Annotated in this window: 17 protein-coding genes; 7 read left to right on the top strand and 10 right to left on the bottom strand. The window is 64.4% G+C overall.

Annotation, left to right across the window (positions count from 1 at the left end; genetic code table 11):
• Positions 1–48: 48 nt before the first annotated feature.
• Genes ENHY17A_RS08145 through ENHY17A_RS08130 form a run of 4 tightly spaced genes read right to left on the bottom strand, consistent with a single transcriptional unit; the run spans position 49 to position 4,835 of the window.
• On the bottom strand, positions 49–1,257 hold the full coding sequence (locus ENHY17A_RS08145; RefSeq protein WP_159711738.1) for an ABC transporter permease: 1,209 nt from the start codon (positions 1,255–1,257) through the stop codon (positions 49–51).
• Complete coding sequence (locus ENHY17A_RS08140) at positions 1,257–1,970, bottom strand: ABC transporter ATP-binding protein (RefSeq protein ID WP_159711736.1); 714 nt, start codon at positions 1,968–1,970, stop codon at positions 1,257–1,259. Before ENHY17A_RS08140 ends, ENHY17A_RS08145 begins: the two co-directional genes overlap by 1 nt.
• The gene (locus ENHY17A_RS08135; RefSeq protein ID WP_159711734.1) at positions 1,960–3,360 is read right to left on the bottom strand and encodes an efflux RND transporter periplasmic adaptor subunit; all 1,401 of its coding nucleotides are present in this window, start codon (positions 3,358–3,360) and stop codon (positions 1,960–1,962) included. Before ENHY17A_RS08135 ends, ENHY17A_RS08140 begins: the two co-directional genes overlap by 11 nt.
• Positions 3,360–4,835 carry an efflux transporter outer membrane subunit gene (locus ENHY17A_RS08130; protein WP_159711732.1) on the bottom strand — a complete coding sequence of 492 codons (1,476 nt, stop codon included), beginning with the start codon at positions 4,833–4,835 and terminating at the stop codon, positions 3,360–3,362. Before ENHY17A_RS08130 ends, ENHY17A_RS08135 begins: the two co-directional genes overlap by 1 nt.
• A gap of 271 nt (positions 4,836–5,106) precedes the next feature.
• Between ENHY17A_RS08130 and acs the strand changes: the two genes are divergently transcribed.
• Together acs and ENHY17A_RS08120 are read left to right on the top strand one after the other, a co-directional pair.
• Positions 5,107–7,065, top strand: a complete 1,959-nt coding sequence (gene acs, locus ENHY17A_RS08125; RefSeq protein ID WP_159711730.1) for an acetate--CoA ligase — start codon at positions 5,107–5,109, stop codon at positions 7,063–7,065.
• A 362-nt stretch (positions 7,066–7,427) separates the two neighbouring features.
• A complete protein-coding gene (locus ENHY17A_RS08120) occupies positions 7,428–9,641 on the top strand; it encodes a TonB-dependent receptor (RefSeq protein ID WP_201296366.1) in 2,214 nt (737 codons plus the stop codon).
• Between the two features lie 118 nt (positions 9,642–9,759).
• On the opposite strand, the gene galE is transcribed toward ENHY17A_RS08120, so the two are convergent.
• Positions 9,760–10,752, bottom strand: a complete 993-nt coding sequence (galE, locus tag ENHY17A_RS08115; protein WP_159711728.1) for a UDP-glucose 4-epimerase GalE — start codon at positions 10,750–10,752, stop codon at positions 9,760–9,762.
• 83 nt (positions 10,753–10,835) lie between these two features.
• Here galE and msrA point away from each other — a divergent pair, with 83 nt between their 5' ends.
• Together msrA and ENHY17A_RS08105 are read left to right on the top strand one after the other, a co-directional pair.
• Positions 10,836–11,384, top strand: coding sequence for a peptide-methionine (S)-S-oxide reductase MsrA (gene msrA, locus ENHY17A_RS08110; protein ID WP_159711726.1), 549 nt, complete (start codon positions 10,836–10,838; stop codon positions 11,382–11,384).
• An 82-nt stretch (positions 11,385–11,466) separates the two neighbouring features.
• Complete coding sequence (locus ENHY17A_RS08105) at positions 11,467–11,751, top strand: hypothetical protein (protein WP_159711724.1); 285 nt, start codon at positions 11,467–11,469, stop codon at positions 11,749–11,751.
• A 182-nt stretch (positions 11,752–11,933) separates the two neighbouring features.
• Here ENHY17A_RS08105 and ENHY17A_RS08100 read toward each other — a convergent pair whose 3' ends face one another.
• The gene (locus tag ENHY17A_RS08100; protein WP_443018307.1) at positions 11,934–12,890 is read right to left on the bottom strand and encodes an L-threonylcarbamoyladenylate synthase; all 957 of its coding nucleotides are present in this window, start codon (positions 12,888–12,890) and stop codon (positions 11,934–11,936) included.
• A 44-nt stretch (positions 12,891–12,934) separates the two neighbouring features.
• Between ENHY17A_RS08100 and ENHY17A_RS08095 the strand changes: the two genes are divergently transcribed.
• Positions 12,935–14,659, top strand: a complete 1,725-nt coding sequence (locus ENHY17A_RS08095) for an acyl-CoA dehydrogenase (protein ID WP_159711720.1) — start codon at positions 12,935–12,937, stop codon at positions 14,657–14,659.
• Positions 14,660–14,796: 137 nt separating this feature from the next.
• On the opposite strand, the gene ENHY17A_RS08090 is transcribed toward ENHY17A_RS08095, so the two are convergent.
• The 4 genes from ENHY17A_RS08090 to ENHY17A_RS08075 form a co-directional block, all read right to left on the bottom strand.
• Complete coding sequence (locus ENHY17A_RS08090; RefSeq protein ID WP_236547814.1) at positions 14,797–15,282, bottom strand: hypothetical protein; 486 nt, start codon at positions 15,280–15,282, stop codon at positions 14,797–14,799.
• Between the two features lie 46 nt (positions 15,283–15,328).
• On the bottom strand, positions 15,329–15,562 hold the full coding sequence (locus ENHY17A_RS08085; protein WP_159711716.1) for a hypothetical protein: 234 nt from the start codon (positions 15,560–15,562) through the stop codon (positions 15,329–15,331).
• A 182-nt stretch (positions 15,563–15,744) separates the two neighbouring features.
• Entirely contained in the window at positions 15,745–16,101 is a 357-nt protein-coding gene (locus ENHY17A_RS08080) for a GntR family transcriptional regulator (RefSeq protein WP_159711714.1), read from the bottom strand.
• Between the two features lie 52 nt (positions 16,102–16,153).
• On the bottom strand, positions 16,154–16,738 hold the full coding sequence (locus ENHY17A_RS08075) for a nitroreductase family protein (RefSeq protein WP_159711712.1): 585 nt from the start codon (positions 16,736–16,738) through the stop codon (positions 16,154–16,156).
• A gap of 107 nt (positions 16,739–16,845) precedes the next feature.
• On the opposite strand from ENHY17A_RS08075, the gene ENHY17A_RS08070 reads away from it, so the two are divergent.
• Positions 16,846–18,489 carry a peptide MFS transporter gene (locus ENHY17A_RS08070; protein WP_159711710.1) on the top strand — a complete coding sequence of 548 codons (1,644 nt, stop codon included), beginning with the start codon at positions 16,846–16,848 and terminating at the stop codon, positions 18,487–18,489.
• Between the two features lie 193 nt (positions 18,490–18,682).
• Entirely contained in the window at positions 18,683–19,297 is a 615-nt protein-coding gene (gene rpsD / locus ENHY17A_RS08065; protein ID WP_159711708.1) for a 30S ribosomal protein S4, read from the top strand.
• Positions 19,298–19,687: the final 390 nt, after the last annotated feature.

Below are 19,687 nucleotides of genomic sequence, written 5' to 3'. Positions count from 1 at the left end.
CGTTTCTCGACTTCGCTCGAAACAAACGGGTTTCTGACGGGATGGGTGTTACTCGTGCCTCAGCGCATCAATCGGATTGAGTGACGCCGCACGCCGTGCCGGGAAGAAGCCGAACACCACCCCGATCACCGCCGATATCGCAAAGGCGATGATGTTGATCTGAAGATCGAAGATAAACGGTACCTGCATCAGCGGGGTCAGTACCGCGATGACGATCTGCGCCAGCAGCAGCCCGACCAGCCCGCCGAGCATCGACAGCACGATCGCCTCGACAAGGAATTGCATCAGCACTTCGCGCGCGACCGCGCCGATCGCCAGGCGGATGCCGATCTCTCGCGTGCGTTCGGTCACCGACACCAGCATGATGTTCATGATGCCGATACCGCCGACGACCAGGCTGATCCCCGCCACTGCGGTCACGATGCTGGTGAGCAAAGTGGTGACCCCGGTCAGCGTCTGGGTGATCTGGGCGGTGTCGAAGATGTTGAAATTATCCTCCGCCCCAGGCTGGATGCGGCGGCGTTCGCGCAGCAGATCGGTCAGCGACGATTGGACGACTGCCGGGTCATAGGCCGCGTCGAACCCGACCAGCATCAGCCGGATATCGCGGTTGCCGGTCAGGCGGCGCTGGACGGTGTTAATCGGCATGATGACCGTATCGTCCTGATCGCCGCCGAACCCCGCCTGTCCGCGCGTCTCCAGTGTGCCGATCACGTCGCACGATATGTCGTTCAGGCGGATGCGCTGCCCCACCGCGTCGCCGCCACGGAACAGGTTCTGCTGGACGGTATTGCCGATGATGCACACCGCGCGCCCTGCCGCTTCCTCGGCCGGTGTGAAGGTGCGGCCGGACGTCAGCTCCCAGGGCTGAACTTCGAAAAACGCGTTGGTGGTGCCATTGATCGTCGTCGACCAGTTTGCACCGTTATAGATGGCGGTGGCGGTCGATTGCGCCTGGGGGGCGACGGCGGTCACGCCCGCGACCTGATCGCGGATTGCCTGTACATCGTTCACGTCGAAATCGGGCGGGCGCGGGCCGCCGCCGCCGCGACCGAAGCCCTGGCCGGGGCGGACCTGAAGGATGTTGGTGCCGAGCGACGCGACCTGATCGGTGGCGGCCTGGGTCGTGGCCCGGCCGAGCGTCACCATCGATACGACCGCGGCGACGCCGATGACGATGCCGAGGATCGTCAGGAACGACCGCAGCATGTGCCGCCGGATCGAGCGGACCGCGAGGAGGAAAGTGGTGCCGAGCATCAGACGGGTTCCGGCACTTTCTTGTTGGTCTCGATCCGCTCGACCAGTCCGTCCTTGAAGTGGACGAGGGTGCGGGCGAAGGCGGCCATGTCGGGCTCATGCGTGACCATCAAGACGGTGATGTTGCTGTCGCGGTTGAGGCCGGAGAGCAATTGCATGATCTCCACCGATCGTTCGCTGTCGAGGTTGCCGGTGGGTTCGTCCGCCAGCAATACCGCGGGGCTGGTGACGATCGCACGGGCGATGGCGACACGCTGTTGCTGGCCGCCGGACAATTCGGCAGGGGTATGATCCCACCAATCGGCGAGCCCGACCTTGTCGAGCGCGGCCATGCCGAGATCGTGGCGCGTTTTCTTGTCCTCGCCGCGGTACACCAGAGGCAGTTCGACATTTTCCAGCGCGGTGGTGCGGCTGAGCAGGTTGAAGCCCTGAAACACGAAGCCGAGATATTTGCGGCGGAGCAAGGCGCGCTGGTCGCGGTCGAGATGCCCGACCTCTACGCCTTTGAACAGGAAGCTGCCGTTGGTCGGCACGTCGAGGCAACCGAGCATGTTCATCGTCGTCGATTTGCCCGACCCCGACGGACCCATGACAGCAACGAAATCGCCCTCGGCAATGTCGAGATCGACGCCTTTCAGCGCCTGAAACGCGGTCGCGCCTTCGCCGTAGGTCTTGGTGACGCCGCGAAGCGTGATGATCGGCTCATCCGCCACGCTTGCCGCTCCCGCCGCTGCCTGCCTTGGTGTTGCCGCCCTCTCCGGTGAATTGTCCGGTGATGATCTTTGCACCGGGACGCAGGTTGCCGTCGGTCACTTCGGTCATGACGCCGTTGGTCTCTCCAGTGGTGATCTGAACCGGTTCGGGCTGACCCTCGGCACCCAGGATATAGACGGTCTGCTGCGCGCCGCGGCCAACGGTGGCCGATTTCTCTGCGCCGCCACGTCCACCGCGCCGCCCGCGTGGGATAAGTGCCCCCGCCATGCCGCCGCCGCCCTTGGCTTCTTCTGCCCCTGCCGCCTGGGGGGTGAAGCGCAATGCCGCGTTGGGGACGAGCAATACGCCGCGCTTTTCGACGGTCACGATCTCTGCGGTTGCGGTCATGCCGGGGCGCAGGCGTTGCTCGGCATTGGCCACCGACAATTCGGCGGCGTAGGAGACGACCTGATTGGCGGTCGTGGCAGTGCCGGTGGTCGACGACGACGAGCTCGCCGCCTGTGCCGACAGGTTGGAACCGACATCGACGCGCGTGATCTGCGCCGGAAAGGTCTGGCCCGGAAACGCATCGACGGTGAAGGTCGCACGCTGGCCGTCGGTGACCTGGCCGACATCGGCTTCGTCGATCGCGACTTCGAGCTGCATCTGCGACAGGTCCTGCGCGATCACGAACAGGGTCGGGGTGTTGAACGACGCGGCGACGGTCTGACCCTCGTCGACCTGACGCGCGAGCACCACGCCATTGACCGGCGAGCGGATGATCGCGCGCGACCGCTGGGTCTGGTTCGAATTGAGCGCGGCTTGCGCGGCGACGACATTGGCCTGCGATACGCGCAGCGCGGCGTTGGCGCGCGCGACTTCGGCGCGGGCAGCCTCAAGCTCGGTCTGGGCGGGGACGCGACCGCCCGACAGACGGCTGACTTCCTCGAACCGGGCGAGTTGGGCGCGCGATTCGCTAAGGGTCGCCTGGGCCTGCGCGACCTGTGCCTGATTGGCGTTGACCTGGGCCTGGCCCTGACGAATCTGGTCGTCGAGCTGCGACGGGTCGATCAGCGCGAGCGCTTGCCCCGCGGTCACCCGGTCGTTCACATCGACCAACACCTGCGTGACGAGGCCCGACAATTCGGAGCCGACCTGAACCTGTTCGGTGGGCGCGAGCTTGCCCGTTGCCGACACGGTCACGGTCAGGTTGCCATTGGCGACATCCTCGGTCGCGTAACCGGTCTGCGCCTCCGCGCCAAATAATCGCATCGCGAGCAGGATGAGCAGGATCACGCCCACCGCGATCAGCGGCCATTTGACCCAAGGCTTGTTCAGCGTGCGCTGCCAGCGCGGGCGTTCGTTCGCGCCCAGAAATTCGTCGATTTTGGGCTGGGGTGCGTCGGCCATCAGTTCGAACCTTCGACTAAAACGGCGACGGGCGCCGGATCGGTGATCTGTGTTTCATCCCAGCCGCCGCCAAGCGCGGTGTAGAGCTGGATCAGCGCCGTCGCCTGATCGGCGCGCGCTTGCGTCACGCCGTTGCGGGCGGACAGCAACGACGATTCGACCTGGTTGAGCGTGGTGAAGTCGGTCAGCCCCGACTGATATTGCAGGCGGGAGAGCAGGGCGGAGTTGGTTGCGGCGTCGAGCGCGATGGCGAATTCGCGTTCGCGACGCTGGGCGGCGTCGAGCGCGACGACGGCGTTTTCGACATCCTCCAGCGCCGTCAGTGCGGTCTGCCGATAATTGGCGAGTGCGGCGTCGGCGGCGGCCTGTTGCGAGCGGACCTGGCTGCGCGTGCGCCCGGCGTCGAAGATCAACTGGGCGATGTTGGAAAAGATGCGGCCCGTGATGATGTCCCCGATCGCGTCGAGCGCGTTCGCGCTGGTGTCGATCGATCCGCCCAGCGACAATTGCGGATAGAGTTGCGCCTCCGCAACCCCGATCTGGGCGACCGCGGCGGCCAGATTGCGTTCGGCGACGCGCACGTCGGGGCGCTGGCGCAGCGTATCGGCGGGGATGCCGACGCCGACGCTGGCCGGGCCGGTCGGGATCGGGCGGACGGCGGCGAGCTGGGTCCGCAATGCCCCCGGCGCACGACCGGTCAACACCCCCAGCCGCGCGACCGCGCTGGCATAGGCCGATTCGATGCTCGGGATGGAGGCCGCGGTTTGCGCACGCTGAACGCGCGCCTGTTCAACGTCGATCGACGAGACGAGCCCCGCCTGGACGCGGAAACCCGCGATTTCGAGATTGTCGTCCTGAATGGCGAGCGTCGCGCGCGCATTGTCGAGCTGCGCCTGATTGGCGCGCGCAAGGATGTAGTTGCGCGCAATCTCTCCCTGGATCGCGACCAGGATCGCGGCATAGTCGTAGCCTGCGGCCGCAAGCGCCGCGCGCGATGCCTCCACCCCGCGGCGGTTGCCGCCGAAAATGTCGGCTTGCCAGCTTGCGTCGGCGCCCAGCGAGAAGCTGTCGCTCGAACCGGAACCGGTCGAGATGATCGTCCCGTCGGGAAGCGTCGTGGTGCTGGTACCGCCGGTGATCGGTTCGCGCCGCGAATAGCCGCCCGATCCCGATACGCTGGGGAGCAGGTCCGCGCGGCTCTGCACCAGCCCTTCGCGTGCCTGACGCAGCCGGGCGATGGCCTGCGCCACATCGAGATTGGTCGTGCGTGCCTCTGCAGCCAGTTGCTGGAGCATCGGATCGTCGAACCGGGTCCACCACGTGGTCAGGTCTTCACGCGCGGCGGCATCGCCCACCGAATAGCTATCGGGCACGCCGAGAGATTCGGTGGTCGCGGGCCGATAGTTCGGACCGACGGTACAGGCCGACAACGCGGTCGCAGCGCTGAGCAGCGCAAGGGGCAGGACGCGATTCATGGCGCTTTGGATGGCGGCTGGTTTCGCCAGCGTCCACGGTTTTATTGTCGCAATTTGTAACCTTGTTACTGGAGAGCTGCGGTAAATTGCTGATAATAAGACCGTTCATGCTGAGCTTGTCGAAGCATTGTCCTTCTTGGCACGAAGAAAGGACAGTGCTTCGACAAGCTCAGCACGAACGGGGTGGGGTTGGCGATTGGCCGATGGGTTTGTGGTTGCAGCCTGGCCGCGCGAGCGCCATCACTTGCCCGGCAATCAGGAGAAACCCGGCATGACCGACCCCGCACTCTATCCCGTCCCCGACGAATGGCAGGCGAAGGCGAGGATCGATGCGGGTAAATACGAACAGCTTTACGGCCGCAGCCTGGCCGATCCGGGGAGCTTCTGGCTGGAACAGGCGAAGCGGCTCGACTGGATCAAGCGGCCCGAAATCGCGGGCGACTGGTCGTTCGACGAGGATGATTTCCACATCTCCTGGTTCGCCGACGGCAAGCTGAACGTCGCGGTCAACTGCATCGACCGTCATCTGAAGACGCGCGGCGATCAGGTCGCGATCATCTGGGAACCCGACGAACCGTCCGAGGAGCCGCGGCGCTTCACCTACGCCCAGTTGCACGCAGAGGTTTGCCGGTTCGCCAATGTCCTGAAGGGGCAGGGCGTCGAGAAGGGCGACCGCGTCACCATCTATATGCCGATGATCCCCGAAGCGGCGTTTGCGGTGCTGGCTTGCGCGCGGATCGGCGCGATCCATTCAGTCGTGTTCGGCGGCTTTTCGCCTGAGGCGCTTGCGGGACGCATCACCGATTGCGATAGCCATGTGCTGGTGACCGCCGATGAAGGACGCCGCGGCGGCAAGCGCGTCGCGCTCAAGGCCAATGTCGATGAAGCCGCGAAACGTGCCCCTGCGCTGGAGAAGGTGATCGTCGTCAAGGCGACCGGCGGTGCGGTGGAAATGACCGAAGGCCGCGACGTCTGGTATCACGACGCCGCGGCGACGGTGGACGCGAGTTGCCCAGCAGAGGCGATGGGCGCGGAGGACCCGCTGTTCATCCTCTATACCTCGGGCTCGACGGGGAAGCCCAAGGGCGTCCTGCATTCGTCGGGCGGTTACCTGCTCTGGGCGGCGTGCACGCATGAATGGTGTTTCGATTATCGGCCCGGCCCGAAATCCGCCGACGTGTGGTGGTGCGCCGCCGACATCGGCTGGGTGACCGGGCACACCTATATCCTCTACGGCCCGCTGGCGAATGGCGGGACGACGCTGATGTACGAAGGGCTGCCCAACTGGCCCGATGCCAGCCGCATCTGGCAAGTGGTGGATCGCCACAAGGTGCATACGATCTTTACCGCGCCGACCGCCTTGCGCGCGCTGATGAAGGATGGCGACGCGCCGGTGAAGGCCACCGACCGATCGTCGCTGAAACTGCTCGGCACGGTCGGCGAGCCGATCAACCCGGAGGCGTGGCGTTGGTATCACGACGTGGTGGGCGAGGGGCGCTGCCCGATCATCGACACCTGGTGGCAGACCGAAACCGGTGGCGCGATGATCGCGCCAATGCCGGGGGCGACCGCGCTCAAGCCCGGCAGTGCGACGCTGCCCATGCCCGGCGTCGATCCGCAACTGGTCGATGCCGAGGGTCAGGTGCTGCACGGCAGCACCGACGGCAATCTGGTGATCGCGCGAAGCTGGCCGGGCCAGATGCGCACCGTGTGGGGCGACCACGACCGGTTCTTCCAGACCTATTTCACCACCTACAAAGGCAAATATTTCACCGGTGACGGCTGCCGCCGCGACGATGACGGCTATTACTGGATCACCGGCCGGGTGGACGATGTCATCAACGTATCCGGGCACCGTATGGGGACGGCGGAGGTCGAATCGGCCTTGGTTTCGCATCCCAAGGTGGCCGAGGCCGCAGTCGTCGGCATGCCCCATGATGTGAAGGGGCAGGGCATCTATGCCTATGTCACGCTCAACGCGCGGGCCGAGCCGAGCGAGGCGCTGCGCGACGAATTGCGGCAATGGGTCAGGCAGGAAATCGGTCCGATCGCCACCCCCGACGCGCTGCAATTCGCACCCGGCCTGCCCAAGACGCGGTCGGGCAAGATCATGCGGCGGATTCTTCGCAAGATCGCCGAAGGGGATGTGTCGAGTCTGGGGGATATATCGACGCTTGCCGATCCAGCGGTGGTTGACGATCTGGTCGCGAACCGGGTGGGGGCGAAGTAGCGGTCCCGCGCGGGCGTGTTCCGCCGCCATCACCCCATCCGTTCGTTTCGAGCGAAGTCGAGAAACGAGAGGTGGAGGCCAGGATCCCGTTTCTCGACTTCGCTCGAAAAAAACGGGGTGGGGGCTTCTCAAATCCGGCGTTTTCGCGACCGAGTGACTGATCCCAACCACGTCATCCCAGCGAAAGCTGCGATCGACGCAATGCGGCCCGATATCCCAGCTTTCGCTGGGATGACGAAACTGGGCGACGTCGTCAATCACAGGCCGAGCCCGACACTTGCCAAACCCCCTTGCATCCATCCCATGTGACTATATAACGTCCCGCGAATGGCTACAGGCCGACATTTCCCAGGGATTGGTTCATGCGTTTCACATCGTCATCACGCCTTGTTGCCCACCGCGCACTGTTGCTGTCCGGCGCCGTGACCTTTGCAGCGGCCCAGCCCGCATTCGCTCAGACCGCGGCGCCGACGCCGGCACCCGCACCGATGCATCAGGCCGATCACTATCACGACCTGCCCAACGACATCATCGTCACCGCAGCACCCTTTCAGCGCAGCGAACTCGACGTACTGGGCGGAACGTCGGTGGTGCAGGGGATCGAACTCGACCGCGACATGCGCGCGTCGATCGGTGACACGCTGGCGTCGCAGCCCGGTGTCTCGGCAACCAGCTTCGGCCCCGGCGCGTCGCGTCCGGTGCTTCGCGGTTTTCAGGGCGATCGCATCCGCGTGTTGACCGATGGCATCGGTTCGATCGACGCCTCGTCCAGTTCGGTCGACCATGCGGTCGCGATCAACCCGTTGACCGCCAACCGAATCGAGGTGTTACGTGGTCCATCGGCACTCCTATATGGTTCATCGGCGATTGGCGGCGTGGTCAATGTGCTCGACGACCGTATTCCGCGCAGCATCCCCGATGAGCCGATCCATCTCGACGTGATGGGCACGTACGGCACGGCGGCGAAGGAGCGGTCGGTCGCGGGTGTGCTCGACGTACCGCTGGGCAGCATGTTCGTCGCGCATGTCGATGGCAGCTATATCCGCGCCGACGATCTGCGCACTGGCGGGTTCATCAATTCGCGCGCCATTCGCGAGGACGCGCTGCATCACGCCGAGGAAGACGGCAATGCCGAATTGGCCGAGGAGGCGAATGCACGCGGTCGCATCGACAACACCTCGCTCGAAACCTGGGAAGTGGCGGGCGGTTTGTCGCTGGTTACCGATCGCGGGCATCTGGGCTTCTCGCTCAGCCGCTACGAAAGCAACTACGGCGTTCCCAACCGGTTCGATCCGCATGGTCACGAAGAACACGAGGATCATGGCGACGAGGAGCACGGGGATGAGGACCACGGGGATCATGACGAGCACGAAGGCCACGCCCATGAGGACGTCCGCCTGGCGGTGAAGCAAACCCGCTTCGACATTCGCGGCGAAGTGGAAACCAATGGCGGGTTCCTAGACCGTATCCGCTTGCGGCTGGGCGCGGCGGATTACCGCCACGACGAACTCGAGGACAATGGCGAGATCGGCACCAGCTTCTTCAACCAGGGGTATGAAGGACGGCTCGAACTTGTCCAGGCGGACCGCGACGGCTGGCGCGGGGCGCTGGGCGGCCAGTTCGTGATCCGCGATTTCGAGATCGTCGGCGAAGAAAAATACATGCCCAAGACGACGACCGAACAGATGGGGCTGTTCACGCTCCAGTCGGTCGATCTCGGTGCCTTCCGGGCCGAAGCGGGTGCGCGTTACGAACATAGCCGCCTGTCGGCCAATGCCGACGACGATATCGGCAATCCGGCGATCGACCGGACGTTCAACGCCTTTTCGGGCTCGGTCGGGGCCAGCACCGGTTTGGGTGACGGCGTGCGCGCTGGGCTGAACCTGTCGCGTACCGAACGCGCGCCATCGGCGGAGGAGCTATTCTCGGGCGGCCCGCACGCCGCGACCCAGGCCTTCGAAATCGGCGATCCGACGCTGGCCAAGGAAGCAAGCTGGGGCGTGGAAGGCACGTTCCGCCTGAGCCGTCCCGGCTTCCGGATTGCGGCGTCGGCCTATTACAACTGGTTCGACAATTACATTTACCAGTTCGAAAATGACGACGAAATCGATGAACTGCCGGTCTTTGCCTATGCGCAAAGCGACGCGCGCGTGCGCGGGTTCGAGGTGGAGGCGTCGGCTACGCTCGCGCGGATGGGCGGCACCGCGTTCAATGTCGACGGACTGGTCGATTATGTCGTGGTCGATGTCGACGATTTCGGCCCCGCACCGCGCATTCCACCGCTTCGCGTGCTGGGCGGGGTCGAGGCGCAGGCCGATATGTTCAACGCGCGGCTGGAGGCCGAACATGTGTTCGAACAGGACCGCGTGGCCGGGGTCGAATTGCCGACCGACAGCTATACGATGGTCAACGCCTCGGTCGCGTTCAGCCCGTTCGGCACGGGCAATTCGACGCGGTTGATCGTCAGCGCCAACAACATCTTCGATGTCGAGGCCCGTCGCCACGCCAGCCAGATCAAGGATTTCGCACCGCTTGCGGGACGCGATATCCGCGCAACGCTCAGGTTTCAGCTATAAACAGGGGGCGTACTCCTGCGGACGCAGTAGTCTTGGCGGCAGGCGCAACGCTGGTGGCCAGGGCTCCTGCTTTCGCAGGCGTACGGCATTTGTTTGTTAGGTTAGTTAGCGCGCTGGTTCACACACGCTCGGCCAGTTTTCGTTCCCAGGCCAGCGCATCGCGGACGATGCCGTCGAGATCGTCGTGTCTGGGTCGCCACGGCAATGCTGCAAGGATCGCGGCGTTGTCGGCGACCAACGCATCGGGGTCGCCCGCGCGGCGCCCTTCCATGCGGCGGTCGATGGTCATGTTGGTCACCCGATCGACCGCATCGAGCACTTCCAGAACCGAAAAGCCCTTGCCGTAACCGCAATTAAGCGTGTGGCTCTCACCCGGCTGGTCGATCAGCAGCTGCAGCGCATCGACATGCGCCGCCGCCAGATCGGTAACATGGATATAGTCGCGCACACCGGTCCCGTCGGGGGTCGCGAAGTCGGTGCCGAATACCGATACGCTGGCGCGTTTGCCGGTTGCGGCCTCCACCGCGACCTTGATCAGGTGCGTTGCACCTGCGGTGGATTGCCCCGATCGGCCCTGCAGGTCGGCCCCCGCGACGTTGAAATAGCGCAGCGCGCAGTAATTGATCGCATGCGCCGCGGCGACATCTGCGAGCATCGCCTCGGTCATCAGCTTCGACATGCCGTAGGGATTGATCGGTTGTTTGGGCGAGTCCTCGCGCACCGGGACGGTTTCGGGAATGCCGTAAGTTGCCGCGGTTGAGGAGAAGATGAAATGCTTTACCCCTTCGGCGACTGCGCTTTCGATCAGGCTGCGCGATGCGGCGGTGTTGTTGCGATAATATTTGAGCGGATTTTCCACCGACTCCGGCACCACCACCGATCCGGCGAAATGCATCACCGCGAATACCGCGTGATCGCGCATTGCCGCGCGGACCGCCGCATCATCCTCGATATCGGCGACCACCAGCGTCGCACGCGAATCAACCGCCCAGTCGAAGCCGGTGACCAGATTGTCGAGCACCACCACTTGGATTCCCGCATCGAGAAGCGCCAGCACCGCATGGCTGCCGATATAGCCTGCGCCGCCCGTTACCATCACGCTGCCGGTCATGCTTTTGCTCCCACGATCGTCCGATTGTGCTTTGCCATGCCAATCCTATCTAGGTCGTCAACGATTTTGACGGAGAATGAGCGATGGTGAGCGAAACCATTACGCTGGCGGGGGGCTGTTTCTGGTGCACCGAGGCGGTGTTCAAGGATGTGATTGGCGTGACCGAAGTGGAAAGCGTCTATATCGGCGGCCAGGTCGAGAACCCGACCTATAAGGCGGTGTGCGGCGGCGATACCGGCCATGCGGAGGCGATCCGCGTGACCTTCGACCCCGAACAGCTCGCGCTGGGCGACCTGTTCGATATCTTCTTCGCGACGCACGATCCGACGACGCTCAACCGCCAGGGCGGGGATGTCGGTACGCAATACCGGTCGGCGATCTTCCCGACGTCGAGCGAGCAGGAAGCCGAAGCGCGCGCCGCGATCGAGCGGAATGCCGGGACATGGCCGGACCCGATCGTCACCACCATCGAACATGCCGATATCTGGTATCCGGCGGAAGATTATCACCAGGATTATTGGGACGGCGAGGGCCAGCGCAATCCCTATTGCCTGTCGGTGATTCCGCCCAAGCTCCAGAAATTGCGCAAAAGTTTCGCCGCACGCGCGAAGAGCGCAGGCACGATGGCATGAACGGAACAAGCGGGCCGGTCGCCGGTTGAAACGCGACCGGCCCGCCGATCGTGCGCGGGCGGTAACGAACAGGGAGAATTCCATGCGCAACTTCATCGCACCCGTCCTTTTGGTTCTGGCCGCAGCGCCGCTCGCTGCGTGCGGTGGTGACGGCGACGACTCGCTGGGCGATCGCGCCGAAGAACAGGCGGATGCCCAGGCCGACGCGATGCGCGCGAACGGCATGAGCGAAGCGGCTGCCGATGCTGTGGAAGATCAGGGCGATGCCCGCGAAGAGGCGATCGACGATTCGGACGTCGATGTCGATGAACTGACGCCCGATCAGCAAAACGCGATGGTCAACGGATCAATGACCCCTGCCCAGTAACTGAAAAAGGAAGGCGTGGCCGTCCGAGGTCACGCTTTCCTCCTATGACACTGCGATTAGACCAATCGCTAATCGCGCGAATCACCGCCCACGCTTAAAGCACCCCCACCGCGAAACTCCCTTCTCGACGGAAAGAGAGGCCGGATGCCTGGGGGTCGGGGGCCGGTCTCTCTTTTGTCGACCTAGCGTATCGCGGCGCGCGCCAGCCGGTCGTTGATCGCGGCGCCGATATCGTCCGGGGTTATGGGGGCGATGGCAATCGAGGCTGCCGCACTGGCATCCGCACGGTGCAACGCGTCGAACAACCGCGCGGCAGCCTCGATCCTGTCGCCTGTCGCGGACAGGGTGTCGTCGCCGGCGATGTCGCCAAATCCGATCATCCATTCGCCCTGCTCCGCACACGTCGCATTCAGGCGGAGCGATTTTCTCGGCGCGTAATGTCCGGCTAGCTGGCCCGGTGCGGTGATCGCGTCGCTCGGACCCGCCAGCGCCACGCCCAGCACCGCTTCGATCGCACGCGCCGAAATCGGCCCGGGACGCAGCAGTCGCGCCGGTCCGGCAAGGCCGATGATGGTCGATTCGATCCCCGCCTCGCTGGCCCCATCGTCCAGGATCGCGGCGATCCGCCCGTCCAGGCTTGCGCGCACATGCGCCGCGCGCGTCGGGCTGATCGTGCCGCTGGCATTGGCGGACGGCGCGGCCAGCGGTTTGCCGGTCGCCGCGAGCAGCGACTGCATCGCGCGGTGCGCGGGCACCCGGATCGCGATCGTATACAGCCCCGCGGTCACCAGACTCGCGATGCCCGATCCCTCGCGATGCGGCAGGACCATCGTCAACGGCCCTGGCCAATATCGTCCGGCCAGCGCGCGCGCGCGGTCGTCGAAAACCGCCAACCGCTCGGCAGCGGCCAGCTCGGCGACATGCACGATCAGCGGGTTGAAGCTGGGGCGACCCTTGGCGGCATAGATGCCCGCAGCCGCGCGCGCATTCGTCGCATCGGCGGCCAGTCCGTACACCGTCTCGGTCGGCACCGCGACGCATCCGCCGCGCGCGATGATCGCAGCGGCGTTTGCCACTCCGGCCTCGCCGTAGGGTAAGGTGCGGGTTGGGGTTTGGGGATTTGGATCGCTCACCCAAATGGGGCTAGAGCGCAGCGAACCGAACGACAAGAGAGGACCGTCAGATGCCCTTCACCCCCATCAACATTGAACAGCGGTTCGTCATCGATACCATCGTCGGGATGCCCGAGCTGGCGGCAAGCGATCGTTTTGCGATGGCGAGCGAGGATGTGGTGGACGCGGTGCTGGAGGGGGTCGGGCAATTCGCGGCCGGGGAATGGGCGCCGCTCGACCGCGCGGGCGATACCGTTGGGGCGAAATGGACCGAATACGGCGTGGTCATGCCCGACGGCTATGTCGCGGCGTACAAGGCCTATGTCGAGGGGGGCTGGGGCACGATCGGTTCGCCCGAGGCATTCGGCGGGCAGGGGATGCCGTTCGCGCTGTCGACCGCGGTGCTCGATACGCTGGGGACTGCCAATCTGGGCTTTGCGCTGGCGCCGACGCTGACCGTGGGGGCGATCGAATCGCTGGTCCATCATGGCAGCGAAGAACAGCAGCGGCTGTACCTGCCGAAGCTGGCGACCGGCGAATGGACGGGGACGATGAACCTGACCGAGCCGCAGGCGGGCTCGGACGTCGGCGCGCTCAAGACCAAGGCGGAGCCGGTGGGAGAGGGCGACTGGTCGATCCGTGGCACCAAGATCTTCATCTCGTTCGGCGATCACGATATGGCCGACAATATCGTCCACCTGGTCCTCGCGCGCACGCCTGATGCGCCGGCGGGCACCAAGGGATTGAGCCTGTTCCTCGTTCCCAAATATCGCCTCGACGAAAACGGTGAGCCGGGGGCGTTCAACGATGTCCGCGTCGTGTCGATCGAGCACAAAATGGGGCTCCACGCCTCGCCGACTTGCGTGCTGAGCTTCGGCGATCATGGCGAGTGCATCGGTCAATTGATCGGCGCGGAAGGCGGCGGGATCGCGGCGATGTTCACGATGATGAACAATGCGCGGCTGAATGTGGGGCTGCAAGGCGTGCAGGTGGCCGAAGCCGCGACCCAGCGTGCCGTCGCCTATGCCCGCGACCGGGTGCAGTCGGCGCGCGCGGGATCGTCGAGCCGCGAAAGCGTTGCGATCATCGAACATCCCGATGTGCGGCGGATGCTGATGCGGATGAAGGCGCAGACGCAGGCAGCACGCGCATTGGTCTATTACGCGGCGGGACAGGTCGATCGCGCGACGCTGGGCGATCAGGAAGCACGTTGGCGGGTCGATCTGGTGACCCCGCTGGCCAAGGCGCATGGCACCGATATCGGCTGCGAAGTGTCATCGCTCGGTATCCAGGTGCATGGCGGTATGGGCTATATCGAGGAAACCGGCGCGGCCCAGCATTTCCGCGATGCGCGGATCACGCCGATCTACGAAGGCACCAACGGCATTCAGGCCGCCGATCTGGTCGGGCGCAAGCTGGGCCTCGACAATGGCGGGGTGTTCGAACGCTTTTTCGCGAACGTGGCGGCAGACGCCAGGCATCCCGCGCTGAGCGATGTCGCGCAACGCGTGCTTCGCATCGGGCGCGACATGATGACCAAGGACACCGACGACCGGTTGGCGGCGAGCTATCCCTTCCTGACGATGGCCGCGATCGCGACCTGTGGCTGGCTGATGGAAAAGGAACTGGCGGCGCTCGACGGGTTCGAAGGCGATCCGCAATTCGTGACGGCGAAGCGAGCGACCGCGCGCTTCTACCTCGACCAGATCGTTCCCGAAGCGCTGGGGCTTGAGGCTGCGGCGACCGCGTCGGCGGGGGTGCTGTACGAGATGTCGGCGGAGGCGTTCTCGTCTTAAGGTAGGCAACCTTTATTTTTCCGTTCGTGCTGAGCTTGTCGAAGCACTGTTCTTCTTGGCACGAAGAAAAGGACAGTGCTTCGACAAGCTCAGCACGAACGGGGGTAAGGGAATTACAATTGCTTCGAGGGGATCGCTTACCCCTCCGACGGGCAATTTTCGCTACGTTCGGTCGGGCGCCCGTCCACCAGCCAAACGGTGGCGGGCGTCGCATCCTCGTCGTGATAGCAAAGCTCCGGGTTCGATCCATCCGCGGCGACCAGCAATGTCCAGTTGTGCGGGCCGCAATTATGCTGCTCGCAGCCCCACGACAGGATACGGCCATCGGCGGCAGTTTCGATCGGGGTGGAAGGGCCAGAGCCGGAAAGAATCTGTTCTACCGGTGCATCGGCTCCGCCCGCCTGTGTCAGGGCCGCGCGCACCAGAGGGTGATCGCGGAATGCGACGCCGTCGATCGGATCGAAAGGATATTGACCGACATAGGCGGCAAGCGGCCCGGGGGCGGGAGCGCCCGCCGCGGCATTGTCCATCAGATCGTCGGGCGCGACCGCGTCGTTGCCGATCGTCCCCGCATTGTCCTGGGGCGTGCTTGGCCCGCAACCGGCGAGCACCATCGCGCCCACAAATGCGAGGCTGGTCGTGAAAAGGCGCGTGCGACCCGCCAAGAAATCAGGCCGCCAGCGGCGCGGGAATCTTGCCCGTCTTGCCGCGGAACAGGCCATTGCCGACCATTGCGCCTTCGTTGAGGGGCAGCGCCGTCGAGCAATAGGCGCACTCTGCCGTCATCCGACCCATCAGCCAGTGCGACTTTCCACAACCGGGGCAGTGATTGATCTCATGCGCGTAATAGGCGATCCGATAGCCGGAGCGTCCGATCGCAAATGGTGGCCTGGTCGAAGCCATCGTGTTTCTCCCTTTCGACACCGCAATTAATAGCACGACGAGTCGTTCGGTTCCATCGACGAGTCGAAAAATGCGACGAAACGAATCGGAAACGAAGTTAACGGCGTCGGGGTCGTGAGTAGCGAGGCGACCAGATGTAGGATTTGCGTTCGCGCAAATGACGGCGCGCACAACCGAGCCGATCAAGCAGTCTCGCGGTCCAGCAACGTCGCGGCGTCGAGATCGAGCAGGTCGATCTGGGCGCGGATGCGGGGCCATTGGCTGGTCAGGAACCGGTCACGTTCTGCGGTGCGGAGTCTTTCGACGGCGCCGTCCAGCACGAACATGCCGACGCCGCGGCGCACTTCGACATAGCCATCGTCCTGAAAGCTTTGATAGGCTTTGGCCACCGTAAGCGGGTTGGCACCGTGTTCGGCGGCGAGTGCACGAACCGAAGGCAACTGGTCGCCCGCCCGAAATTCGCCGCGCAGGATTGCGGCGGCAATCGTGCCGCGCAATTTGAGATAGACGGGGCTATCGCCGTGATCCAGGCCTGTCATGCTGCTTTAATACACCAAAGGGCATCCGGGTCCATAGCGGAATTCGGTAATGTCAGCCCCGCCATTCGCGCATAACCGAGTCCAGATCGGGACGCGGGCGTTCCTCCAACGCGCGCGACGGCGTGCCGATGAACACGAACCCCGCGATCCGGTCACCCTCGCGTCCGCCCAGCGCCGTGCAGACCGCCGCGCTGTACGCCGCCCAGCCGCTCAACCAGCATGCGACGAAGCCATGCGCGTGCGCGGCATGTTCCAGGTTCATGCACACTGCCCCGGCCGACAATTGCTGTTCCCACAACGGGATGTGGCTTTCGTGTTTCGGAGTCGACAGCACCGCAACCAGGGTCGGCGCCTGGCGGGCGAATTGCGCCATCGCCTCGATTTCGAGCCGTGCCGCTGCGGGTTTTTCGGCACGGTACGCATCGACCAGCAGTGTGGCGAAGGCGTCGCGCGCGTCGTCGGGGATGACGACAAAACGCCAGGGCGCGAGCTTGCCGTGGTCGGGCGTACGCGCGGCGATGCCGACCATATCGTGTAGCGTCGCGGCGTCGGGGCCGGGTGCGACCATGTCGCGGGCACGCCCCGACCGGCGGCTGCGGAGAAGGTCGAGCGGGGTGGAGCGGTCGTTGAAGGTCATGAAAACGCGCCTATCAGTGCAATGCACTTGCAACAATCCGCTTCACAGCACGAGATTCGTCGTTAGGGTGTCGCGCAATAAACGAACATGGGCGGGGTCTGGCTTCAATGGCATTCGAACTGGTTATTTTTTGGGGAGCGGTGGTCGTACTTGCCGCTTTCCTGCTCGGCGGCACCTATGTCGTCACACGGCCGCAACCGGAATTTGCGGGGCACCCCAAGGGGTTGTTCCTGCTGTTCCTGGCAGAAATGTGGGAACGCTTTTCCTATTACGGGATGCGCGCGCTGCTGATCTTCTACCTGGTTCAGCATTGGATGTTTTCGGACAGCGAAGCATCGGTCATCTACGGCGCGTACACCGCATTGGTGTACATCACGCCCGTCGTCGGCGGTTATCTGGCCGATCGCTATCTGGGCCAGCGCAAGGCGGTGTTGTTCGGCGCGGTGCTGCTGACGTTCGGCCATTTCTTCATGGCGTTCGAAGGCGATGGCGGTCAGGGCGATCCGGTCATCAACGTCTTCTGGCTCGCGCTGGCGCTGATCATCGTCGGATCGGGCTTTCTGAAAGCCAATATCTCGGTCATCGTGGGCCAGCTTTATGCGCGGACCGATGTCCGGCGCGACGGCGCCTACACGATCTTCTACATGGGCATCAACGTGGGCGCGGCGACGGCATCGCTGATCTGTGGTTACCTTGGCCAGACTTACGGCTGGGGATATGGTTTCGGCCTGGCAGGCCTGGGGATGCTCATCGGCCTTGTCTTCTTCGTGCTCGGCAAGCCGTTGTTGATGGGCAATGGCGAGCCCAAGAATCCCGCCTATCTGCGTCAGCGCATGGGCGGCATTCCGCGCGAATGGATGTTCTATGGCATCGGTATCGCGATGGTCGCGCTTTGCTGGTTCATGGTTCAGAACCAGGCACTGGTCGGTATCCTGCTCGGCGGGTTCGGCGCGGTGCTGCTGACCTATGTGATCTTCACTGCGGTGGTAAAACTCGACCGCGAGGAACGCGACCGGATCTTTGCGGCGATGTTCCTGATCGTCACGTCGATCATCTTCTGGGCATTGTTCGAACAGGCGGGATCGTCGCTCAACCTGTTCACCGATCGCCATGTCGATCGCGCGGGCGTGCCCGCATCGATGTTCCAGTCGGTCAACGCGATCTACATCATCCTGCTCGCACCCTTGTTCGCGAGCATCTGGACCGGGCTGGGTCGTCGGGGGGCGGAGCCGTCGGCACCGTTCAAGTTCGGCCTCGGCATCGTTCAGGTCGGGTTGGGCTTCCTGGTGTTGGTCTGGGGCGCGCAGTCGGTGGGCATCGACGTCGCGACGCCGGTGCTGTTCATATTCCTGATCTATCTGCTCCACACGACCGGCGAGCTGTGCCTGTCGCCGGTCGGCCTGTCGGCGATGAACCGGCTGGCGCCGTCGCACATGGCCAGCCTAATCATGGGCATGTGGTTCTTTGCCTCGGCAACCGGCAATTTCGCGGCCGGGCTGATCGCATCCGCCACCGGTGCCGAAGGCGTCGGGGAGGAAGCGGGCAAGGAAGTGGTGCTCGGCGTCTATTCGACGGTCGGCTGGGTCGCGGTCGGCGTCGGTGTCGCGGTGCTGGTGATTTCGCCGCTGATCAAGAAAATGATGCATCTCGACACGCTGAAGGACGACGATGTCGATCATGCGCTGGCGGGCCAGGGTGCGATCGGCGAGCAGCAGGCGGCGGGCGTGAACACCAGCGGGGAAACGCGCTGAGCACGGCATTGTGGGCGGCGCGCGCTTGACTCGGGCGGGTGCCCGGTCTAGCGCGCCGCCTTCGCAATCAGGCTCCGCACTCCCGGTGAAGCGGTAGCCACGGCCCCATCTGGGTCGGGCGATGACCGGGATCGCGATCATGGTGCTTCCAGCCCTAGGGTCAACGTCACACGCTATTGCCAAGGAATATCATATGTCGAAGCGTTCAAGCGCCAAGTACAAGCTCGACCGCCGCATGGGCGAAAACATCTGGGGTCGCCCCAAATCGCCCGTCAACAAGCGTGAATATGGCCCCGGCCAGCACGGCCAGCGCCGCAAGGGCAAGATGTCGGATTTCGGCATTCAGCTGCGCGCGAAGCAGAAGCTGAAGGGCTATTACGGCGACATCACCGAAAAGCAGTTCAAGCGCACCTACGAAGAAGCGTCGCGCGTGAAGGGCGATACCGGTCAGAACCTGGTCGGCCTGCTCGAACAGCGCCTGGACATGATCGTATACCGTGCGAAGTTCGCACCGACGATCTTTGCTGCGCGTCAGTTGGTGTCGCACGGCCACGTTCGCGTGAACGGCGTGAAGTGCAACATCGCGTCGCGCCGCTGCTATGTCGGCGACGAAATCACGCTGGGTGGCAAGGCGCAGGAAATGGCGCTGGTCATCGAAGCACAGAGCCTGGCCGAGCGCGACATCCCCGAATATGTCGCCACCGACGGCGCATCGAAGGTGACCTTCACCCGCGTACCGACGCTGGACGAAATTCCCTATCCGGTGAAGATGGAACCGAACCTGGTGGTCGAATTCTACAGCCGCTGATGCGCCGCGATTAGCGCAGCTAATCGCAGCATCCCGCAGCGGCCCGACCGGCGGCGCTACAGCGCCGACCGACGACGCGGCTTTGCCGCGGCGACCAGCCGAACCGAGACAGACAAAGGGCGGTTCCCATACGGGAGCCGCCCTTTTTCGCGCGCCCGCAACACCCCCCTCGCCCGCGATCCACGCACTCTTCCCACCCGAGTCGCACCCACCCGCGCCAACCACAGCGCCTGTCGGCTCGCCGCAGCCGCCACACGAATGACCCGCACTCTGGCAGCCGCGCGCCCTCCGTTCATCTCCGTGAAAGGTTAATCGGAACACCGGGCAAGTCCCTGGCATCGGAATGCGGTGTGCAAGCCGCGGCCCGACCTTGCCGGACGAAGTGGGTTT

The sequence above is a fragment of the Sphingomonas sp. AX6 genome (assembly GCF_902506605.1).
In the GTDB taxonomy this organism is placed as follows: domain Bacteria; phylum Pseudomonadota; class Alphaproteobacteria; order Sphingomonadales; family Sphingomonadaceae; genus Sphingomonas.
Note: the sequence above shows the minus strand (reverse complement) of the source record. Positions and strands in the feature narration are given on the sequence as shown.

Bases quoted from the DNA above. Each gene is read 5' to 3' on its own strand.
- ENHY17A_RS08135 (WP_159711734.1), bottom strand. From the start codon at position 3,360: ATGGCCGACGCACCCCAGCCCAAAATCGACGAATTTCTGGGCGCGAAC.
- ENHY17A_RS08080 (WP_159711714.1), bottom strand. From the start codon at position 16,101: ATGACAGGCCTGGATCACGGCGATAGCCCCGTCTATCTCAAATTGCGC.
- acs (WP_159711730.1), top strand. From the start codon at position 5,107: ATGACCGACCCCGCACTCTATCCCGTCCCCGACGAATGGCAGGCGAAG.
- galE (WP_159711728.1), bottom strand. From the start codon at position 10,752: ATGACCGGCAGCGTGATGGTAACGGGCGGCGCAGGCTATATCGGCAGC.
- ENHY17A_RS08120 (WP_201296366.1), top strand. From the start codon at position 7,428: ATGCGTTTCACATCGTCATCACGCCTTGTTGCCCACCGCGCACTGTTG.
- rpsD (WP_159711708.1), top strand. From the start codon at position 18,683: ATGTCGAAGCGTTCAAGCGCCAAGTACAAGCTCGACCGCCGCATGGGC.
- ENHY17A_RS08085 (WP_159711716.1), bottom strand. From the start codon at position 15,562: ATGGCTTCGACCAGGCCACCATTTGCGATCGGACGCTCCGGCTATCGG.
- ENHY17A_RS08105 (WP_159711724.1), top strand. From the start codon at position 11,467: ATGCGCAACTTCATCGCACCCGTCCTTTTGGTTCTGGCCGCAGCGCCG.
- ENHY17A_RS08075 (WP_159711712.1), bottom strand. From the start codon at position 16,738: ATGACCTTCAACGACCGCTCCACCCCGCTCGACCTTCTCCGCAGCCGC.
- ENHY17A_RS08130 (WP_159711732.1), bottom strand. From the start codon at position 4,835: ATGAATCGCGTCCTGCCCCTTGCGCTGCTCAGCGCTGCGACCGCGTTG.
- msrA (WP_159711726.1), top strand. From the start codon at position 10,836: ATGGTGAGCGAAACCATTACGCTGGCGGGGGGCTGTTTCTGGTGCACC.
- ENHY17A_RS08095 (WP_159711720.1), top strand. From the start codon at position 12,935: ATGCCCTTCACCCCCATCAACATTGAACAGCGGTTCGTCATCGATACC.
- ENHY17A_RS08145 (WP_159711738.1), bottom strand. From the start codon at position 1,257: ATGCTCGGCACCACTTTCCTCCTCGCGGTCCGCTCGATCCGGCGGCAC.
- ENHY17A_RS08070 (WP_159711710.1), top strand. From the start codon at position 16,846: ATGGCATTCGAACTGGTTATTTTTTGGGGAGCGGTGGTCGTACTTGCC.